A 17,289-nucleotide genomic window follows, 5' to 3' on the forward strand; every position below is an offset into this window, starting at 1 on the left:
ACATTAAAAAAGGTCGTCCAATATATTCGGTTCCACCAGATTTGGCAAAGTTACCCTTAAATTTGGAGTACGGTCCATTTCTCGTTGAATGGCAAACAATGCTTCTTTGTTGCGGGCCCAACTTCTTCGGGAGATGCCATTGTTCACATCGTAGAACAACATCTTTTTCAAACGTTTGGAAGCTTCTTCGGAACCATCCAGCACCATACCAAAACCCCCGTTGATGACCTCGCCCCAACCTACACCACCACCATTGTGGATGGAGACCCAGGTAGCGCCCCTAAAGCTGTCGCCGATCACATTATGAATGGCCATGTCCGCCGTGAACTTGCTGCCGTCATAAATATTGCTTGTCTCCCTAAAAGGCGAATCCGTTCCACTCACGTCGTGATGATCGCGTCCCAAAACCACGGGTGCGCTGATTTCGCCCTTGGCAATGGCCGTATTGAAGGCATCGGCAATCTTGCTTCGTCCTTCGGCATCGGCGTAAAGGATGCGGGCCTGGGAACCCACTACCAATTTGTTCTGTTCCGCTTCGGATATCCATTTGATGTTGTCCTGCATCTGTTGTTGGATTTCCTCCGGAGCCTCGGCCTTGATTTCGTTCATGACCTCCAACGCAATGGCATCCGTTTTTTGAAGGTCATTGGGGTCGCCCGAAGTGCATACCCATCTAAAAGGTCCAAAACCATAATCAAAACACATGGGTCCTAAAATATCCTGTACGTAGGAAGGGTATCTAAAATCGATGTTGTTCTCCGCCATCACATCGCCACCGGCACGGGAAACTTCCAACAAAAAGGCATTCCCGTAATCAAAAAAGTAGGTGCCTTTGGCGGTGTGTTTGTTGATCGCATTGATTTGTCTGCGGAGAGATTCCTGTACTTTTTCCTTGAATTCGGCTGGATGTTCCACCATCAAGGTATTCGCTTCTTCAAAGGAAAGCCCAACGGGATAATACCCACCGGCCCAAGGATTGTGCAAGGAAGTCTGGTCGGAACCCAGGTGCACAAAAATGTTCTCTTCGTAAAAATGCTCCCAAACATCCACCACATTGCCAATGTATGCCAGGGAAACAGTTTCTTGGTTGGCAATGGCCTCCTTTACTCTAACCATCAACAATTGAAGATTTACCAAAAGTTCATCCACCCAACCTTGTTCGTGCCGTTTTTTGGCCGCTTCGGGGTTCACTTCGGCACAAACAGTAATGCAGCCGGCAATGTTTCCGGCCTTGGGTTGCGCTCCGCTCATACCACCCAAACCAGCGGTCAGGAACACTTTCCCCTTTGGGGAATCATTCTTGTCCAACACTTTTCGGAAGGCGTTCATCACAGTAATGGCCGTTCCATGTACAATGCCTTGCGGACCAATGTACATGTAGGAGCCGGCGGTCATCTGTCCGTATTGTGTAACACCCAAGGCGTTGAATTTTTCCCAGTCGTCTGGTTTGGAATAGTTGGGGATCATCATCCCATTAGTGACCACCACCCTTGGGGCTTCTGTGGAAGATGGAAACAATCCCATCGGATGTCCGGAATACATGTGTAAGGTCTGTTCCTCGGTCATGGTCGCCAAATATTTCATGGTCAACAGGTATTGGGCCCAATTCTGAAAAACGGCCCCGTTGCCCCCATACGTGATGAGTTCCTCGGGATGTTGTGCCACCGCTGGGTTCAAATTGTTCTGGATCATCAGCATAATGGCTGCTGCCTGATGGGTTTTGGCAGGATATTCCGAAATGGGCCGGGCATACATGTCATATTCCGGTTTAAAGCGGTACATGTATATCCTTCCATACGTTTTTAGCTCATCGGCGAATTCTTGGGCAAGTTCCGCATGCCATGCTTTTGGAAAATAGCGAAGCGCGTTTTGCACGGCCAGTTTCTTCTCTTCCTTGGAAAGGATATCTTTCCGTTTGGGTGCCGGATTCCCGTTTTTGGGATAGGGCCTTTTGGCGGGAAGCTCTTCTGGGATTCCTTGCAATATTTGTTGCTGAAATTCAGTCATACTCAATCGTTTTGATGGATGGGTTCTCCTTTTTTCCAGACTTCACTGGGTTTCATTTGCCCTTGATAATAGGTGATATCTTGGTAGTTGTCCGTCGGGAAAACCACAAAATCGGCCCAAGCTCCAGCCTCCAATTTCCCCCTATCGGCCATACGCAAAGTTGCAGCAGCCCTAAAAGTGATGCCCGACAGCACTTCGGTGTTGGATAGTTTTTCAAACGTACCTAGAATGCTGGCCTGGGTCAACAGGTCGCCCATGGGGGCAGAACCTGGATTATGGTCGCTGGCGATGGACAATGCCCCGCCGGCATCCAAAATTCTTCTGGCCGGGGTGTAGGCGCAACCCAAACCAAGCGAGGCACCAGGTAATGCCGTGGCGATGGTGTCGCTTTGGGCCAACAATTGGATTTCCTTTTCAGTGCTGGCCTCCAAATGGTCGGCACTCACGGCTCCAAAATCTACAGCCACCTGACTTCCTCCCGTAGTAAATTGGTCGGCATGCACGGTAATGTCAAATCCCATGGCCTTGGCTTTTTGGAAATAGGGTTTTATTTCCTCTGGGGAAAAGGCACTCTCTTCCACAAAGGCATCGATGCGATGGGCCAGGTTTTCTGATTTTAGGATGGGAAAAAGATTTGCACTTATTTCATCAAGATATTCGGTTTGGTGATGCCAATCCTTGGGTTTCATGTGGGCTGCCAAGCAAGTGGGCACCAAGGTGGCCGCTACTTTTTCATTGGCGTGTTTAATGGCCCGAAGCATTTTCAGTTCTTCTTCCACAGAAAGTCCATAACCGCTTTTAACCTCAATGGTGGTAATGCCGTTCCGAAGGTGCGTTTTGCTCCTGGAAACGATTCCAGCAACCAATTCCTCTTGGGTGGCTTTTCGGGTCTGGGTCACCGTGTCCCAAATGCCACCGCCGGCCTTGGCAATTTCCAAATAGGACTTTCCTGCATTTCTAAACGCGTAATCTCGTGCTCGATTTCCTGCAAAGCAGATGTGGGTATGGGAATCCACGAATCCGGGGATGCAAACGGTCTTGCCCTCAACGTGATGGATGTCCATTTCGTTTGATTTCAAGTCATCAAAAACGCCGATGGCCACGATTTTTCCTTCAGAAACCACCATGCCCCCGTTTTCAATTAGGAGCAGTTGTTCGTCCTTCAAAGCCCCTTTCAAGGGTAAACCTGTCATGGGCAATAATTGGGAAAAGGGTCCGATCAAAAGTGGTTTCATACTAGTATATTTCAAATGCTTCCAGATGGGGCGTGTTCCAATGTAGGTTCTTTTCCTGCATCACACGATCCACCAAATCGATGATCTCATGGTTTTGGATGATTTCGATTCCTTTCTCGATATCATCTGCAAACACACGATCGTTTTCGGCAAAAGCGACTTTGGTTCGTAGGAATGTATGGATTTCGTCCAGAACTATTCCCGATTTTAAAGGTTTTCGATACTCAAAAGCTTGGGCAGCCGTCAACAGTTCTATGGCCAATATTTTTTCAACGTTTTCAATGATTTGCAAGGCCTTTCGTCCACTGATGGAGCCCATGCTCACATGGTCCTCTTGACCCAAGGATGTGGGGATGCTATCGGCACTAGCTGGGAAGCAAAGGCTCTTGTTCTCACTGGCCAAGGCGGCCGAAGTGTATTGCAGGATCATGTAGCCGGAATTGATGCCGGTGTCCTTCATCAACAATTTGGGAACACCCGGGCTATTTCCTTCCAGTGCCAAGTAAATGCGACGGTCTGAAATATTCCCGATTTCCGATGCGGCCAAAGCGGCATAATCCAAAGCCATGGCTAAAGGCTGACCGTGGAAATTCCCCCCGCTGATGGTAAGTTCATCATCAATGATCACAGGGTTGTCGGTCACGGAATTCAATTCAATTTCCAATAATTCCTTTAGATGAAGCCATGTATTTCGTGATGCTCCGTGCACTTGGGGAATGCAACGAAGGGAGTAGGGGTCCTGTACCCGTTCGCAATCGATGTGGTCTTCCAAGATTTCGGAGCCTTGCAATAAGGTACGTATCCTACCTGCCACATGCTGGTTGCCCTTGAAAGGGCGAAGTTGGTGCAGTTCCTCGTAAAACGGTTTCAAAGATCCTTGCAAACCTTCAATCATCATGGTGCCGATAATGTCGGCATGTTTTAGGCAATGCTGTAATTTATGAAGCACAAGTACCCCATGGGCGGCAATAAATTGTGTGCCGTTGATCAAGGCCAATCCCTCTTTGGGCCCCAGCTCCAAAGGCTGTAAACCGGTCTTTTGGAAAAGCTCTTGGGTGGTGATGGTCTTTCCTTGATATTCCACCTTGCCCAATCCAATTAATGTAAGGAACAGATGGGAGAGCGGAGCCAAATCGCCCGAAGCTCCTACGGAACCCTGACTGGGAACCATCGGAATGGCGTCGTTTTCCAAATGCCATAACATGCGTTGCAAGGTGGTTTCCGCAATACCCGAATAACCCTTGGCAAGTGCGTGGATCTTGAGGATAAGCATGATCTTGGCCAACTGGTTGGCAATGGGTGTGCCCACTCCCACACTATGGCTTTGGAGTATATTGGATTGAAGGATTTTGGTGTCTTCCTTCGAAATTTTGGTGTTGCATAAAGGACCAAAACCTGTATTGATGCCATATACGATGTCTCCCCGTTCCACAATACGCTGCACCCTTTGTTGACTGGCATTGACTTTTTTGAGGCAGGTGTCGGATAAAATTCCTTTAACGGTACCCTTGGCCAGACCAAGGGCCAAACCTGCGGTCAAGTGGTCTTCACCATATTGAAATGTCTTGATGTGCGACATGGGTTATCTTTTGATATAAAATTAGTTCTTGCATATGATAATTACCAATACTTATTTTTGTATTATTTAATAATTATGAATTATCAAATAGAACTTCGACATTTCATCTATTTTTTGGCTGTGGCTGAGGAATTGCACTATAGAAAAGCAGCAGAGAAGCTCTTCATTTCGCAACCAGGGCTGAGTACCCAAATCAAACAGATGGAAGAAATCTTACAGACACAACTTTTTGTGAGGGACAAAAAGAAAGTGCGTTTGACCCCAGCCGGGGAATTTTTAAAAAAAGAGGTGGAATTCATCCTGAACCATCTCGACCAGACCAAAAAACAACTGAAACTGATCGGGCAGGGCCATATGGGCGAGGTGAGGATTGGATTTTTGGGTTCGGCCATGCAGAACGTGGTGCCCAATCTTTTGGTGGGATTGAAGGAAAAGTACCCTTTGGTGCATACCACTTTGGAAGAGTTGTCCAACCGGGCGCAGGTCAACGCCATCCTTTCCGATAGGCTGGATCTGGGTTTTGTGAGGATGTCCCGAGTGCCCAAAGGCTTGGAAGTAAAACCTGTTTTTGAGGATACTTTTTCCTTGGTGCTGCCCCAAGGCCACCCTATTAATATGAATAACTTTAATAGCATTGACCAGTTGGCCAACGAGGATTTTATCCTCTTTTCCCAAGATTACAGCCCCGAGTATTATGACACGGTATTGAGTATTTGTGAGGATAGTGGTTTTGTGCCGAAAGTGTCGCATAAATCCGTTCATGCGCAGACCATTTTTAAGTTGGTGGAAAACAAATTAGGGATTGCCATTGTCCCCACCACCTTGCAGCACGGGTTTCAGATGGATGTGAAGTTCATCGAGATGAAACGGATAAAGCAACGGGCGGTATTGTCCATGGTATGGAAAGCTGACAATCGAAATCCGGCGTTAAAAAACTGTATGGATTTGCTCTTGAAATTATGATGACACATTTTTGGGCAGTACCTTTGGGATTCAACTTAATTACATATCATGATTTTTGATCTTATAGCGAAGAGAAGAAGTATTTTTCCCGTTCAATACAACGATAAACCCATTGCCAAGGAAACGTTGGAAAAAATTGTGGAGGCTGCCAATTGGGCCCCGACCCATAAGAAAACGGAGCCATGGCGTTTCAAGGTATTGACCGGCAAGAAAAAAGATGAAATGGGGGCATTTCTTTCCCAAAAATACCAAGCAGTGGACCCCAAACCAAAGCAGGTCACCATTGCTAAATTGGAAGACAATGCTGTTCGTTCCGCTGCTGCCATTGCCATTTGCATGCAACGCGATCCTATGGAAAGTTTGCCCGAGTGGGAAGAGATTGCGGCAACCGCCATGGCCGTCCAAAACATGTGGCTGTGTTGTACCGAACTGGGTATCGGCTGCTATTGGGCATCCCCAGGATTGATCAAATTCATGGGTGAATTCTTTGACCTGAACGACGGGGAGAAATGCCTTGGCTTCCTGTATATGGGTTATTATGATGGCGAGGTGGAACCATCGAGTCGTACACCCATTGCTGAAAAAGTAGAGTGGTTGGACTAGCTAAAGGTAAAAAGTTCACCAGCATATTTCACGGCAATGAACACGTAGAAAATAGCATACATGACGGTCAACACCAATTTCATAAAGGTACCCGTCAAAAAGCCCAAAAAAGAACCAAAAGCCGCCTTCAGGGCGGTTTTTTGATTGGCCTTGTTCAACAATTCGCCTACCAAAGCCCCAATAAAGGGCCAGATGATAATTCCAAAAGGACCAAAAATGGGGACAAAAATGGCAACAAGCAACCCTATAATGGTACCCCACATGCCTGCTTTGGTACCTCCAAAGCGTTTGGTGCCCATCGCCGGTATCACATAATCCAAAATGGTAATCGTTAAGGCAATGACCAAGGTGATGCCAAGCACCCACCAATTATCGGGTACAGCTTTCGTCAAATAGAGAAGGAGCAGTCCGACCCAACTTATGGGTGGACCAGGCAACACGGGCAAAAAACTGCCCAAAATGCCGACCAGCATCAACAGAAAGCCCAAAATCAACAAGACAATGTCCATGGTTTTCTTTTCCTGTTAGACAAATGTAGCCTACAAATGTTACAAACAAGTGAAATTAAAACCCTTCGCTTTCAATTTTCGTAAGTAGATTTGAAAAAGATAGTCAATAGGTCTTGAAAACGACAAAAACATATGGGAAATCAAGGTTTGCACAGGTAGGATACGCTTTACTTTGCACTTTTTATGCTATTGGACTTTTTAATGGTCTGGTGTTGGAAGGATTGCACGAGGTATCCCACATTATGGGGCCAAAGACGCACCATCACAGTTTTTTTGCCGAACATGAAGAAGTGGATTATACATCCTTGGAAGCCATGGCCGGGCACTCCCATGAGGCATTGGAGGCCTTGAAAGAGTTGTTGCAAGCCAATCAGCAGGACGAACAGGAGTCACAAGACACCATTAGTTTTAAGTTTGACAAACATTTTGTTGAAAGACAGAATATTGTATTTGAGCATATACTTTCCACGAATACCAAAACCCATTGGGTGTACTACAATAAGACTTCCGTTGGGTATGAAGGTGTGACCACACCGCCTCCCCGACACAGCTGAATTAATCTTAGCTGATTTACCGGAAGAGTTCCTAAACCGTCACCCTGAACTTGTTTCAGGGTCACATAACGAAAAAGATATTGGTTATGAGATGCTGAAGCTTGTTCAGCATGACATTCAAATGAACTTTTCTGACGCGCTAGACAGATACTAGTTTTTTACAAATCAATTTTAAAGATAACGACATGAAATATTTTATGGCGGCTCTGTCCATGCTGTTCATGGGCACTATTGCTGCGCAAAATTTAAAAGGACAAGTGGTCGACGAAGCGGGTTCTGCATTGGAGGATGTGGGCATTTTCAATAAGACCAGTGGCCAACACAGCCATTCCGATGGAACAGGGCATTTTGTACTCGACCAAACTTCAGTAAGCGATACCATTTATTTTTCACGATTGGGATTTGAGACCCTCACCAAGGTGATCACCCCATCGGATTTGAACAACGCAGTGACCATTGTGCTCAAGGAAGGTTCCATTTCTTTAGATCAAGTGGTGCTGGTGGCCAAAGTGGATGCCCTGAGCAGGGTAGTAGATGTGGACGTGAAGACCAATCCCGTGAAATCATCACAGGAAATCCTGAGAAAAGTCCCTGGACTGATCATTGGTCAACACGCCGGGGGAGGAAAAGCCGAACAACTCTTTTTACGGGGTTTTGATGTGGACCACGGTACCGATGTGGCCATCAGTGTGGATGGAATGCCAGTGAACATGGTATCCCACGCCCATGGGCAAGGTTATGCCGACCTCCATTTTGTGATTCCAGAGACCATTGAAAATGTAAACTTTGGCAAAGGACCTTATTATATGGAGCAGGGTGACTTCAACACGGCGGGGTATGTGGATCTCCGATTACGGAAGCGTTTGGATAAAAGTATGCTTTCCGCAGAAGTCGGCCAGTTCAATACCCGAAGGTTTATGGGGATGTTCAATGTGTTGGACCAAGGGAAGAGTACAGCCTATTTGGCTTCGGAACTGTACTTGACCGATGGAGCTTTCGATTCCCCCCAGAATTTTAACCGTCTCAATATCATGGGTAGGTACCGATATGCTTTGCCCGGTAATCAGGAGCTGCTGTTGACTGCATCACATTTTTCCAGTAAGTGGGATGCATCGGGGCAGATTCCACAAAGGGCCATTGACCAAGGACTGATAGGTCGTTTTGGTGCCATTGATGATACTGAAGGGGGTCAAACGGGCAGGACCAATTTTGTTTTGGATCATAACAAGAACCTTGGGATTGGTAAATCGCTCCATACCATGGCCTTTGTGTCCCATTATGATTTTGAACTCTATTCCAACTTCACCTTTTTCTTGGAAGATCCTGTAAATGGAGATCAGATCAGGCAAAAGGAAAATAGGATTCTGATGGGTGCAAAAACTGTGTTCCAAGACAATTCCGCACAATTGGGAGAACTCTGTTTTAAGTACAATGCTGGTATCGGTTTTCGATATGATAACGTGGATGATATGGAACTCTCGCATACCAGAAACCGACAGGAACTGTTGGAGCGTTTGGCCTACGGCGATGTGGATGAAGTGAATACCTACGGCTTTGCAGGGGCAGTCTTTAAATCGGGCAAGTTCACCTTGGAACCTGCGGTTCGGTTGGATTATTTCAAGTTCGATTATTTGAACAAGCTCAGTGCGGTTTATGATAACCAGAGTGATGAGAAAGTAGCTTTTAGTCCCAAGTTCAATACCATCTATAGTCCAACGGAGAACACCCAGATTTTCTTGAAAACGGGAATCGGGTTCCACTCCAATGATGCCAGGGTGGTAGTGGCCAACAACGGGAAGGATATCTTGCCTGCGGCTTATGGGGTAGATTTGGGTACCATCATTAGGCCAGCGAACAAATTGGTTTTGAACGCTACCTTATGGAGTCTGTTCTTGGATCAGGAATTTGTGTACGTGGGTGATGCTGGGGTAGTGGAACCTAGCGGCAAGACCAGACGATTGGGTATTGAGGTAGGGGCAAGGTACCAGCCCTCGGATTGGATTTACCTCTACACCGACGCTAATTTCACCCAAGGCCGCAGTACCGAAGAAGCAAAAGGTGAGGATTATATCCCATTGGCTCCGGATTTTACTATGGTGGGTGGTGTTACGCTCGGGAACAACAATGAAGGGTTTTCAGGTGGAATTAGCTATCGGTATGTAGATGACAGGCCCGCCAATGAGGACAATTCCATCGTAGCGGAAGGATATTTTGTTACCGATGCCACCTTGAACTACAGTCTGAGGAATTGGACGTTTGGTTTGATTGTGGAGAACCTATTCGACACGGAATGGAACGAAACCCAATTTGCCACGGAAAGCCGCCTTTTTAATGAACCAACGGCTGTGGAGGAAATCCATTTTACACCGGGAACACCCTTTTATTTGCGGGGGAAAGTCACGGTTTCATTTTAAACTAGAATCCGCTGGGGAATATACCTTGGCGGATTTTTTATCCACTTTTTAACTAAAAAATTAGTTTAAACTATATATTTAGTTATATTTGCTTTATATTGAACTAAAAAATTAGTTGAAATGAAACAGCTCACCAAAGCAGAAGAAGAGGTTATGCAATTGCTCTGGACCTTGCAAAAGGCCAATGTAGCCTCTCTGTTGGACGAATTGCCGGAACCCAAACCTGCGTATAACACCGTCTCTACCATTATTCGGATTTTGGAGGACAAAGGCTTCGTGTCCCATGAAAAAGTAGGGAAGGGACATGTATATTTTCCTTTGGTGAAAAAGGAAGAGTACAGCAACCAACGGCTCAACACCTTGGTCGATGGATATTTTCAAGGTTCGTTCAAGAGCATGGTGTCCTTTTTTATGAAGAAGAACGATATCAGCCTAAAAGAACTGGAAGAAATCATGATAAACATTAAAGAAGAGGAGAAATGATCACCTATATCTTGGAAACCCTTGCTTTTCAGTTGGTCTTTTTGTTGACCTATGACCTCTTTCTAAAGAAAGAAACCTTTTTCCAATGGAACAGGGCGTACCTGCTGACCACGTTTGTATTGTCCCTAGTGTTGCCTTGGGTAAAGTTTGAAATGTTAAAAACCACCATGCCACAAGAGTTGGGAAACGTCACCATATTCCTAACGCAATTGGATGAGGTGGTATTGACGCCCGAAGGTGCCGAAACTTCTTTTTGGTCCAGTTTTCCATGGTATTATAGCGTCCTAGTTTTGGGAAGTGTATTGTCTATTATTTGGTTTGTGGTTAAACTGATTCAAATTGGAAGGTTAAAACGCTCGGGGAGCATCCAACAGTTTCCAGAGTATGACAAAATCACCGTACAAAAAAGTAGTATGGCCTTCTCTTTTTTCCGAAACATCTTTTTAGGGGCCGAAATCCAAAAAGAAAAGGAAGCCAACATCATTGCCCACGAATTAGTGCATGTAAAACAAAGGCACACTCTTGACCTGCTCTTTTTTGAACTCGCCCGGATCGTGTTCTGGTTCAACCCCTTGACCTACGTATACCAAAACCGGATGGCCGAACTGCACGAGTTCATTGCCGATGCCCAGGTAGTAAAGGACAATAAAAGGGAGCATTTTGAAATGCTGTTATCCGAAGCATTCAAGACACAACATATCAGTTTCATCAATCAATTTTTTAATAAATCATTAATCAAAAAACGAATAGTCATGTTACAAAAAAGCGATCAAAAGCCGTTTGGCAGTTAAAGTATGTGTTGTTGTTGCCCATGGTTTTGGGGATGTTGGTCTATTCTTCCTGTGAATCGAATAAGGGGGAAAACGCAGAGGAGTCCAATTCTCAACCTGAAATTGAAAATGATGAAATCAAATCTGGTTTCGCTGAATTGTCAGAATTAATTGAAAAGCATAATGAACTGAATCATCAAAGAAATGATTTTTTGGATAACAACCTCAATGAGACAGATGCGAATAAAATAAGACAACTGAACATTGAGTTAGTGGACGTTCAACAGTTAATGCAAGAAAAGCTTTCTCTTTTAAATGATGAAGCAAATCGACTTCCATTGGAAAGAAGACTTTCCATTATTAGTGAAGAAATTGCCAATAAAGATTCATTAACAACATTGGAGAAGCAGGAAATGATGAAAACCGCTGAGGCTCTTGTCAATAAAATCAATGCATCGGCAAAACCAGTGAATGGATGGACAGTGACAACCGGGATAAACAATCCCAATGTAGATAGTTATCCCTTTGCAACCATAGAAGAGGTTCCTGTTTTTCCAGGATGTGAAAATGCTGCAGATAAAAAGGAATGCTTTATGGAGAATCTTGAAAATCACATCAAGAAAAATTTCCACTATCCCGAAGCTGCCCAGGAGAAAGGTATTCAAGGAAGGGTGGCTACCGTTTTTGTAATAGATGTTGATGGGAGCATTACAGATGTTAGAACACGTGGACCGCACCCAATTTTAGAAGAAGAAGCCAAAAGAATTTTAGAAAAGCTACCTAAAATGTTGCCCGGCAAGCAAAAAGGGCAGGTAATGAAGGTACCCTATTCTATTCCCATAACTTTTAGATTGCAAACTCAACCTGCAGGCACAACAGTAAATGGATTCAAGGATTATTTGTTGGTAAGTGGAAAACGGGTAAAAAAAGATGGTAAGACTATTTTTGAAGGGACTGTCATGGACAAAGAATCCATGCCGTTATCCGGAGTGATAGTTTCAATTGAAGGTAAGGATACTGGGGTCATGTCAAATTTCAATGGTATCTTTTCCTTGGCAGTTGATGAAGCTGATGTGGTAAAATTTCAATATTCAGGTTTGCCGAATAAAGTGGTGAAGGTGTCAGATTATTAATGTCTTAAGTATTTTAATTTGATGATAAAATCAATATGCAGTATTGCAATTCTTTTGTTCTCTTTCAAAGCCGGTGCGCAATCATCGGCTTTGTCTGTTGCGGATAGTCTGTACACTTTGGGCAATTACACCTCGGCCATAAACGAGTACGCCAAAATAGGGGATGCCAATGCGAGCCTTCAGATTGCAAGGGCCTACAATGCCATCGGGAACTTTGACAAGGCCATTGCACAATACCAGGCAACATTGACCAAGAAACCTACCATGGACATCGCCCGTTTTGAACTGGGCAAACTCCTTCTAAAAACCAAAAGCTACCAACCTGCTTTGGAAGCCTTTCACGATCTGGTGACCAAAGGACAGGAAAACCCCGAATACTTTTATTATCTGGGCCGTGCCTATGAATCAGTGGATAAACAGGAGGAGGCCAATACCGCTTTCCGCAAGGCGGTCGCCAAAGACAGTACCCATTTACGCAGCCTCTATGCTTTGGGCAAATATTTTGTGGGTCAGGAAATTCGGGACTCGGCATTGGTGTACATCGACCAAGGGCTTAAATTTTATGAGGATGATATTTCCATGATCAATTTAAAGGCGCAGGCCTATTACAACAACGGTCAGCATAAACAGGCCATTCCTTGGTTTGAGCGGTTATTGGAGCTTGGTGAAAACAGACCTTTTATCTTGGAACGCACTGCCTTCAGCTATTATCGGAACTACGATTCCGAAAAAGCCATTCAAGCCTATCGTATGTTGGCCACGGATCCTTGGTCCTTGGCCGATGCCTATTCCGGTATGGGGCAGGTGTACCTTCAGGAAAAACAACTGGACAGTGCCCAATATTACATCAAAAAATCAATTGAGGAGCGAACGGTGACCTTTGAAAAGGAGTATGCCGACTTGGGCCGAATTGCCCGGTTGCAGGACAAGACGAAGGAGTCGATGGACTACTACAAAACGGCATGGGAAGAGAACAAGGACAACCCTCGTAACTATTACCAGTTCTGTATTTTGGCCGATGAATATTACAAAGACCCCAAAACCAAATTGCAGTATTATGAATCCTTGTTGGAAATGTACCCCAAGTTAAGCCCCTTCATCAAGGAGCGGGTGATCAAGCGCGTATCGGAGATCAAGGAGGAAATACACTACGCGGGCAACTGATTTCTTCAAAATATTGTAATTTCAGCCAAATTCTCGGGGCTGTTATGCGGAAGCTTTTGTTCTTATTCTTACTTTTTGGTCTGCTCGCCAGTTGCGAGCTCTTTGAGTCCAAGGAGGAAAAGACCCAAAAACTGGTCAATGAGGAACTTATGTCCATTGATTGGAACGATGTGGATCAATACCCGCATTTCGACAATTGTGATGAAACAGCGACCAAGCAGGCGCAAAAGGAATGTTTTGAAAGCGTGATGTTGGAATTCTTTTCCAAAGCCTTGGCCGGACTTACCTTTGAAGTGGACCACGAATTGCATGATACGGTGTATATCGACTTTTTGGTGGACGAACACGGTTTTATTTCGGTGCTGAACGTGGAGGAAAAAACCGATGTGCTCAATGAAATTTCAGATTTCAACCATAAGATATCCGAGCGTTTGAACGATTTGACCACAGTGGCACCCGCCCTGAAACGCGGTAACCCGGTTAGTCTTCGGTTTAGGCTTCCACTGGTTTTAAATACCCCTTAAAATTTTGGCTACGGAAAAAATCATATTGGGAATAGACCCCGGAACGACCATTATGGGTTTTGGGATCATCAAGGTCATCAACAAACAGATGCACTTTGTGCAGATGAACGAATTGATGCTCAAAAAATACGACGATCCCTATACCAAACTCAAGCTCATCTTTGAACGGACCATTGAACTCATCGATACCTTCCATCCTGATGAAATTGCCATTGAGGCCCCTTTTTATGGTAAAAACGTCCAATCCATGTTGAAGTTGGGTCGTGCCCAAGGGGTGGCCATGGCGGCCGGACTTTCCAGACAGATTCCCATCACGGAATACATGCCCAAAAAGATAAAAATGGCCATAACCGGCAATGGAAATGCCAGCAAGGAACAAGTGGCTAAAATGCTTCAGAGTGTACTGAAACTGAAAACCTTGCCCAAAAATCTGGACAGCACCGATGGACTGGCCGCAGCCGTTTGTCATTTTTATAATGAAGGGAAGGTGGAACTCGGTAAAAGCTACACCGGTTGGGAGGCGTTCATTAAACAGAACCCTGGTAAGATCAATAAACAATGAACAATGGTCAATGACCAATTAACAATAAGCAGTTTCCAATAAACAATTTTGTCCTTTAAAATCCCAAAACCTACTTTATGCAAGCCGAGAACCCATTATTGAAAAAGTCATATGACTTTGCTTTGAAAATTATCAAGCTGTACAAATCCATCATTCACGCGAACAAGGAATACATTTTGTCCAAACAGTTGCTGCGTTCGGGTACTTCCATCGGGGCCAATATATCCGAAGCGAATGGGGCCATTTCCAACGCCGATTTTTCCGCGAAAATTTCCATTGCCTACAAAGAAAGTCTGGAAGTGAAGTATTGGTTGTCCTTGTTGAAGGATTCCGAGTATATTTCCAAAGAAATTGCCCACAAATTGATGGTTGATGCAGATGAACTTTCCAAAATCATGTTCTCCATTCTCAAAACCACCAAAAGGACCAAATGATAATTGTAAATTGTTTATTGTTAATTGAAAATAAGTGAGCGGTATTTACATCCATATCCCCTTTTGTAAGCAAGCTTGCCATTATTGCGATTTTCATTTTTCCACCCAAATGAAGAAGAAGGATGCGATGGTGGATGCCTTGGTCATGGAAATGGAACTGCGCAAAAACGAGTTGGGTGATGAGGTTGTCGAGACCATTTATTTTGGTGGAGGAACCCCTTCGGTTTTGGAACTTCGGGAACTGGAACGTTTGATCCAAGCCGTATATGACCATTACAAAGTAATGGATGATCCAGAAATCACGCTGGAGGCTAATCCTGATGACTTGTCCAGTGATCGAATCATCCAACTGTCCAAAAGTCCAGTAAATCGTCTCAGCATCGGAATCCAATCTTTTTTTGAGGAAGACCTGAAGTTGATGAACCGCGCCCACAATGCCCAAGAAGCCGAAAATTGTATTGAGGAAGCCGTCAAACATTTTGATAACATCACCATCGACTTGATTTATGGCATTCCGGGGATGGATCATGACCGTTGGAGGGCAAACATCCAAAAAGCCCTGGATTTCGGGTTGCCCCATATCTCCAGCTACGCCTTAACGGTGGAACCCAAAACGGCACTGGAAAAAATGATCCAAAAAGGAACAGTGCCCCAAGTGGATGACGGTCAGGCACAGGAGCAGTTTCATATTTTGGTGGATGTGTTGGAAGAACAAGGTTTTGTGAACTATGAAATCTCCAACTTTGGGAAACCGGGCTATTTTTCCAAGAACAATACCGCCTATTGGCAGGGCAAGAAATATATGGGCATTGGTCCGTCTGCCCATTCCTATGATGGACATTCCCGAACTTGGAACATCCGAAACAATTCCATCTATATTAAACAGATCCAAGAAGGAATCTTGCCCAGTGAAAAGGAAACCTTGACCGTGACCGACCGGTACAACGAATATGTGATGACGGGACTCAGGACTATTTGGGGGGTATCCAAAGAGAAGATTGCTAAGGAATTTGGACTGAACTATGCGAACTATTTGGAGCAACAATCGGAAAAATTCATTGAACAGCAATTGCTGATATGGGAAGATGGCATTTTACGCACCACCAAGCAAGGCAAGTTTTTAGCGGATGGGATTGCGGCGGATTTGTTTTTGGTGAAATAGTTTCAGTTTTATTCCATTTTATTCTGGCGATAAGAAGCTCAAAGTTTTTGAAGCTCAGATTTTGCTAATAATCAATGTTATTCCAATCCCAGAAAATAGGATTCCGAATAAAAGAATAATAATTGGAAAGTTCTTTTCCCACCAGTCGTTATCTTTTATTATTTCATACTCGCCGCTCTCTTTTTTTAAGTAAATAATTCCTATCAGTTGGTTAAGTCTTTTTGGGTTATCATTTGAGTCCAATTTTTGGATTGTTGAAATTCCGTCTCTGTCTGTAAAATTTACTATTGGAAAATGATAAATATGAGATTCTCCATGAGCATCTTTAAATCGTTCTTTTGAAAAGTCCACTATTTTGGCTTTAGTCCTAAATCCGTTGGCCTGAATTTTATGATTTTTACTTCTAATGTAAAATCCAGCATATAAAAAACCTCCACCTACAATCAAAAAAGCAACAGGTCCGATTAAATCTTGATTGTAGAAAAACAAAATTGAAATTAACAATAACATTCCAATTGGTAATAAGTGTTTATTAATTTGACCAACCATAAATATCTTCAACAAATTCCCAGTTCTGCGTATCATCTTTTTTGTAGAGGGAGACATTTCCGCCACTATTTCCTTTAATAAACCCAATTAATGCATAATTTCCACTATTTGAATAAACGGGTCTTGACATAAATAAAGGAAAACTTCTCCGGTCGTTTCCTCGATTATTATATTTCCGAATTTCTTTTTTTATTCTCTTCTTGCTCAAATTCGTTTTCCATGGAACTATATCTAGTCCTTTTTTAAAACTTATAAAGTCATTATCATCAATTAAGATTTTTCTTGGCAATTCTTTAGTGGTCCAACTGTTAAAAATTGGATTATTTGTCTTAGCCTTTTCAATTAACATTTTTATTTCAGTGGTGTCAGTTTTATTGAATTCCACTTGTTTCAACTCAAGCCAATTCAAAAATTCCCTTGTTTTTAAATTGTAGTCCTTAAGATGGTAAATCTCAATTGGAGTTTTAACCACAATATTCGATTTTCCACTTAAAGCGCTTTCAAAAAGTGTTTGGCCACTCAAATCATGAAGGCAATATATAAATGCGAATATTTGAATTATGATTTTCATTAATTGTAATAGGTATATCAATTATGATTCATTTTTAATGAATTACATCGACCTGAAAGTGAAGATACTGGAT

At 43.8% G+C, this 17,289-nt stretch carries 18 protein-coding genes; 12 read left to right on the forward strand and 6 right to left on the reverse strand.

Translation table 11 applies throughout. The annotated features are described in order from the left end of the window. Positions 1 to 3: 3 nt before the first annotated feature. Genes GTK07_RS07400 through hutH form a run of 3 tightly spaced genes read right to left on the reverse strand, consistent with a single transcriptional unit; the run spans position 4 to position 4,821 of the window. Positions 4 to 2,007, reverse strand: coding sequence for a urocanate hydratase (locus GTK07_RS07400; RefSeq protein WP_163634637.1), 2,004 nt, complete (start codon positions 2,005 to 2,007; stop codon positions 4 to 6). Between the two features lie 2 nt (positions 2,008 to 2,009). After that, a complete protein-coding gene (gene hutI / locus GTK07_RS07405) occupies positions 2,010 to 3,242 on the reverse strand; it encodes an imidazolonepropionase (RefSeq protein ID WP_163634639.1) in 1,233 nt (410 codons plus the stop codon). Between the two features lies 1 nt (position 3,243). Next, on the reverse strand, positions 3,244 to 4,821 hold the full coding sequence (gene hutH / locus GTK07_RS07410; RefSeq protein ID WP_163634641.1) for a histidine ammonia-lyase: 1,578 nt from the start codon (positions 4,819 to 4,821) through the stop codon (positions 3,244 to 3,246). A 75-nt stretch (positions 4,822 to 4,896) separates the two neighbouring features. Here hutH and GTK07_RS07415 point away from each other — a divergent pair, with 75 nt between their 5' ends. Both GTK07_RS07415 and GTK07_RS07420 read left to right on the forward strand, forming a co-directional pair. Further along, positions 4,897 to 5,784: a LysR family transcriptional regulator gene (locus GTK07_RS07415; protein WP_163634643.1), complete on the forward strand. Its 888-nt coding sequence runs from the start codon at positions 4,897 to 4,899 to the stop codon at positions 5,782 to 5,784. 48 nt (positions 5,785 to 5,832) lie between these two features. Further along, the gene (locus GTK07_RS07420; protein ID WP_163634645.1) at positions 5,833 to 6,387 is read left to right on the forward strand and encodes a nitroreductase family protein; all 555 of its coding nucleotides are present in this window, start codon (positions 5,833 to 5,835) and stop codon (positions 6,385 to 6,387) included. Here the strand turns inward: GTK07_RS07420 and GTK07_RS07425 are convergent. Further along, the gene (locus GTK07_RS07425) at positions 6,384 to 6,896 is read right to left on the reverse strand and encodes a DUF456 domain-containing protein (RefSeq protein WP_163634647.1); all 513 of its coding nucleotides are present in this window, start codon (positions 6,894 to 6,896) and stop codon (positions 6,384 to 6,386) included. The genes GTK07_RS07420 and GTK07_RS07425 overlap by 4 nt on opposite strands. 113 nt (positions 6,897 to 7,009) lie before the next feature. Between GTK07_RS07425 and GTK07_RS07430 the strand changes: the two genes are divergently transcribed. The 10 genes from GTK07_RS07430 (at position 7,010) to hemW (ending at position 16,096) form a co-directional block, all read left to right on the forward strand. Next, positions 7,010 to 7,450, forward strand: coding sequence for a hypothetical protein (locus tag GTK07_RS07430; RefSeq protein WP_163634649.1), 441 nt, complete (start codon positions 7,010 to 7,012; stop codon positions 7,448 to 7,450). Between the two features lie 185 nt (positions 7,451 to 7,635). Next, on the forward strand, positions 7,636 to 9,864 hold the full coding sequence (locus tag GTK07_RS07435) for a TonB-dependent receptor (protein ID WP_163634651.1): 2,229 nt from the start codon (positions 7,636 to 7,638) through the stop codon (positions 9,862 to 9,864). A 120-nt stretch (positions 9,865 to 9,984) separates the two neighbouring features. After that, positions 9,985 to 10,347, forward strand: coding sequence for a BlaI/MecI/CopY family transcriptional regulator (locus GTK07_RS07440; protein WP_163634653.1), 363 nt, complete (start codon positions 9,985 to 9,987; stop codon positions 10,345 to 10,347). Further along, complete coding sequence (locus tag GTK07_RS07445) at positions 10,344 to 11,138, forward strand: M56 family metallopeptidase (RefSeq protein ID WP_235932692.1); 795 nt, start codon at positions 10,344 to 10,346, stop codon at positions 11,136 to 11,138. The genes GTK07_RS07440 and GTK07_RS07445 overlap by 4 nt, the downstream gene beginning before the upstream one ends. A 20-nt stretch (positions 11,139 to 11,158) precedes the next feature. After that, the gene (locus GTK07_RS19250) at positions 11,159 to 12,250 is read left to right on the forward strand and encodes an energy transducer TonB (protein WP_235932739.1); all 1,092 of its coding nucleotides are present in this window, start codon (positions 11,159 to 11,161) and stop codon (positions 12,248 to 12,250) included. 21 nt (positions 12,251 to 12,271) lie between these two features. After that, a complete protein-coding gene (locus GTK07_RS07455; RefSeq protein ID WP_163634655.1) occupies positions 12,272 to 13,414 on the forward strand; it encodes a tetratricopeptide repeat protein in 1,143 nt (380 codons plus the stop codon). A 44-nt stretch (positions 13,415 to 13,458) separates the two neighbouring features. Beyond that, positions 13,459 to 13,938, forward strand: a complete 480-nt coding sequence (locus tag GTK07_RS07460; protein WP_163634657.1) for a hypothetical protein — start codon at positions 13,459 to 13,461, stop codon at positions 13,936 to 13,938. A 4-nt stretch (positions 13,939 to 13,942) separates the two neighbouring features. Next, on the forward strand, positions 13,943 to 14,500 hold the full coding sequence (ruvC, locus tag GTK07_RS07465) for a crossover junction endodeoxyribonuclease RuvC (protein ID WP_163634659.1): 558 nt from the start codon (positions 13,943 to 13,945) through the stop codon (positions 14,498 to 14,500). Positions 14,501 to 14,577: 77 nt separating this feature from the next. Continuing rightward, entirely contained in the window at positions 14,578 to 14,934 is a 357-nt protein-coding gene (locus tag GTK07_RS07470; protein WP_163634661.1) for a four helix bundle protein, read from the forward strand. A 34-nt stretch (positions 14,935 to 14,968) separates the two neighbouring features. Further along, the gene (hemW, locus tag GTK07_RS07475) at positions 14,969 to 16,096 is read left to right on the forward strand and encodes a radical SAM family heme chaperone HemW (protein WP_163634663.1); all 1,128 of its coding nucleotides are present in this window, start codon (positions 14,969 to 14,971) and stop codon (positions 16,094 to 16,096) included. A 54-nt stretch (positions 16,097 to 16,150) separates the two neighbouring features. Here hemW and GTK07_RS07480 read toward each other — a convergent pair whose 3' ends face one another. Together GTK07_RS07480 and GTK07_RS07485 are read right to left on the reverse strand one after the other, a co-directional pair. After that, positions 16,151 to 16,657, reverse strand: a complete 507-nt coding sequence (locus GTK07_RS07480; protein ID WP_163634664.1) for a DUF3592 domain-containing protein — start codon at positions 16,655 to 16,657, stop codon at positions 16,151 to 16,153. After that, positions 16,629 to 17,216, reverse strand: a complete 588-nt coding sequence (locus GTK07_RS07485) for a hypothetical protein (protein WP_163634665.1) — start codon at positions 17,214 to 17,216, stop codon at positions 16,629 to 16,631. Before GTK07_RS07485 ends, GTK07_RS07480 begins: the two co-directional genes overlap by 29 nt. Positions 17,217 to 17,289 lie beyond the last annotated feature (73 nt).

The organism is Flagellimonas sediminis (assembly GCF_010500845.1).
In the GTDB taxonomy this organism is placed as follows: domain Bacteria; phylum Bacteroidota; class Bacteroidia; order Flavobacteriales; family Flavobacteriaceae; genus Flagellimonas; species Flagellimonas sediminis.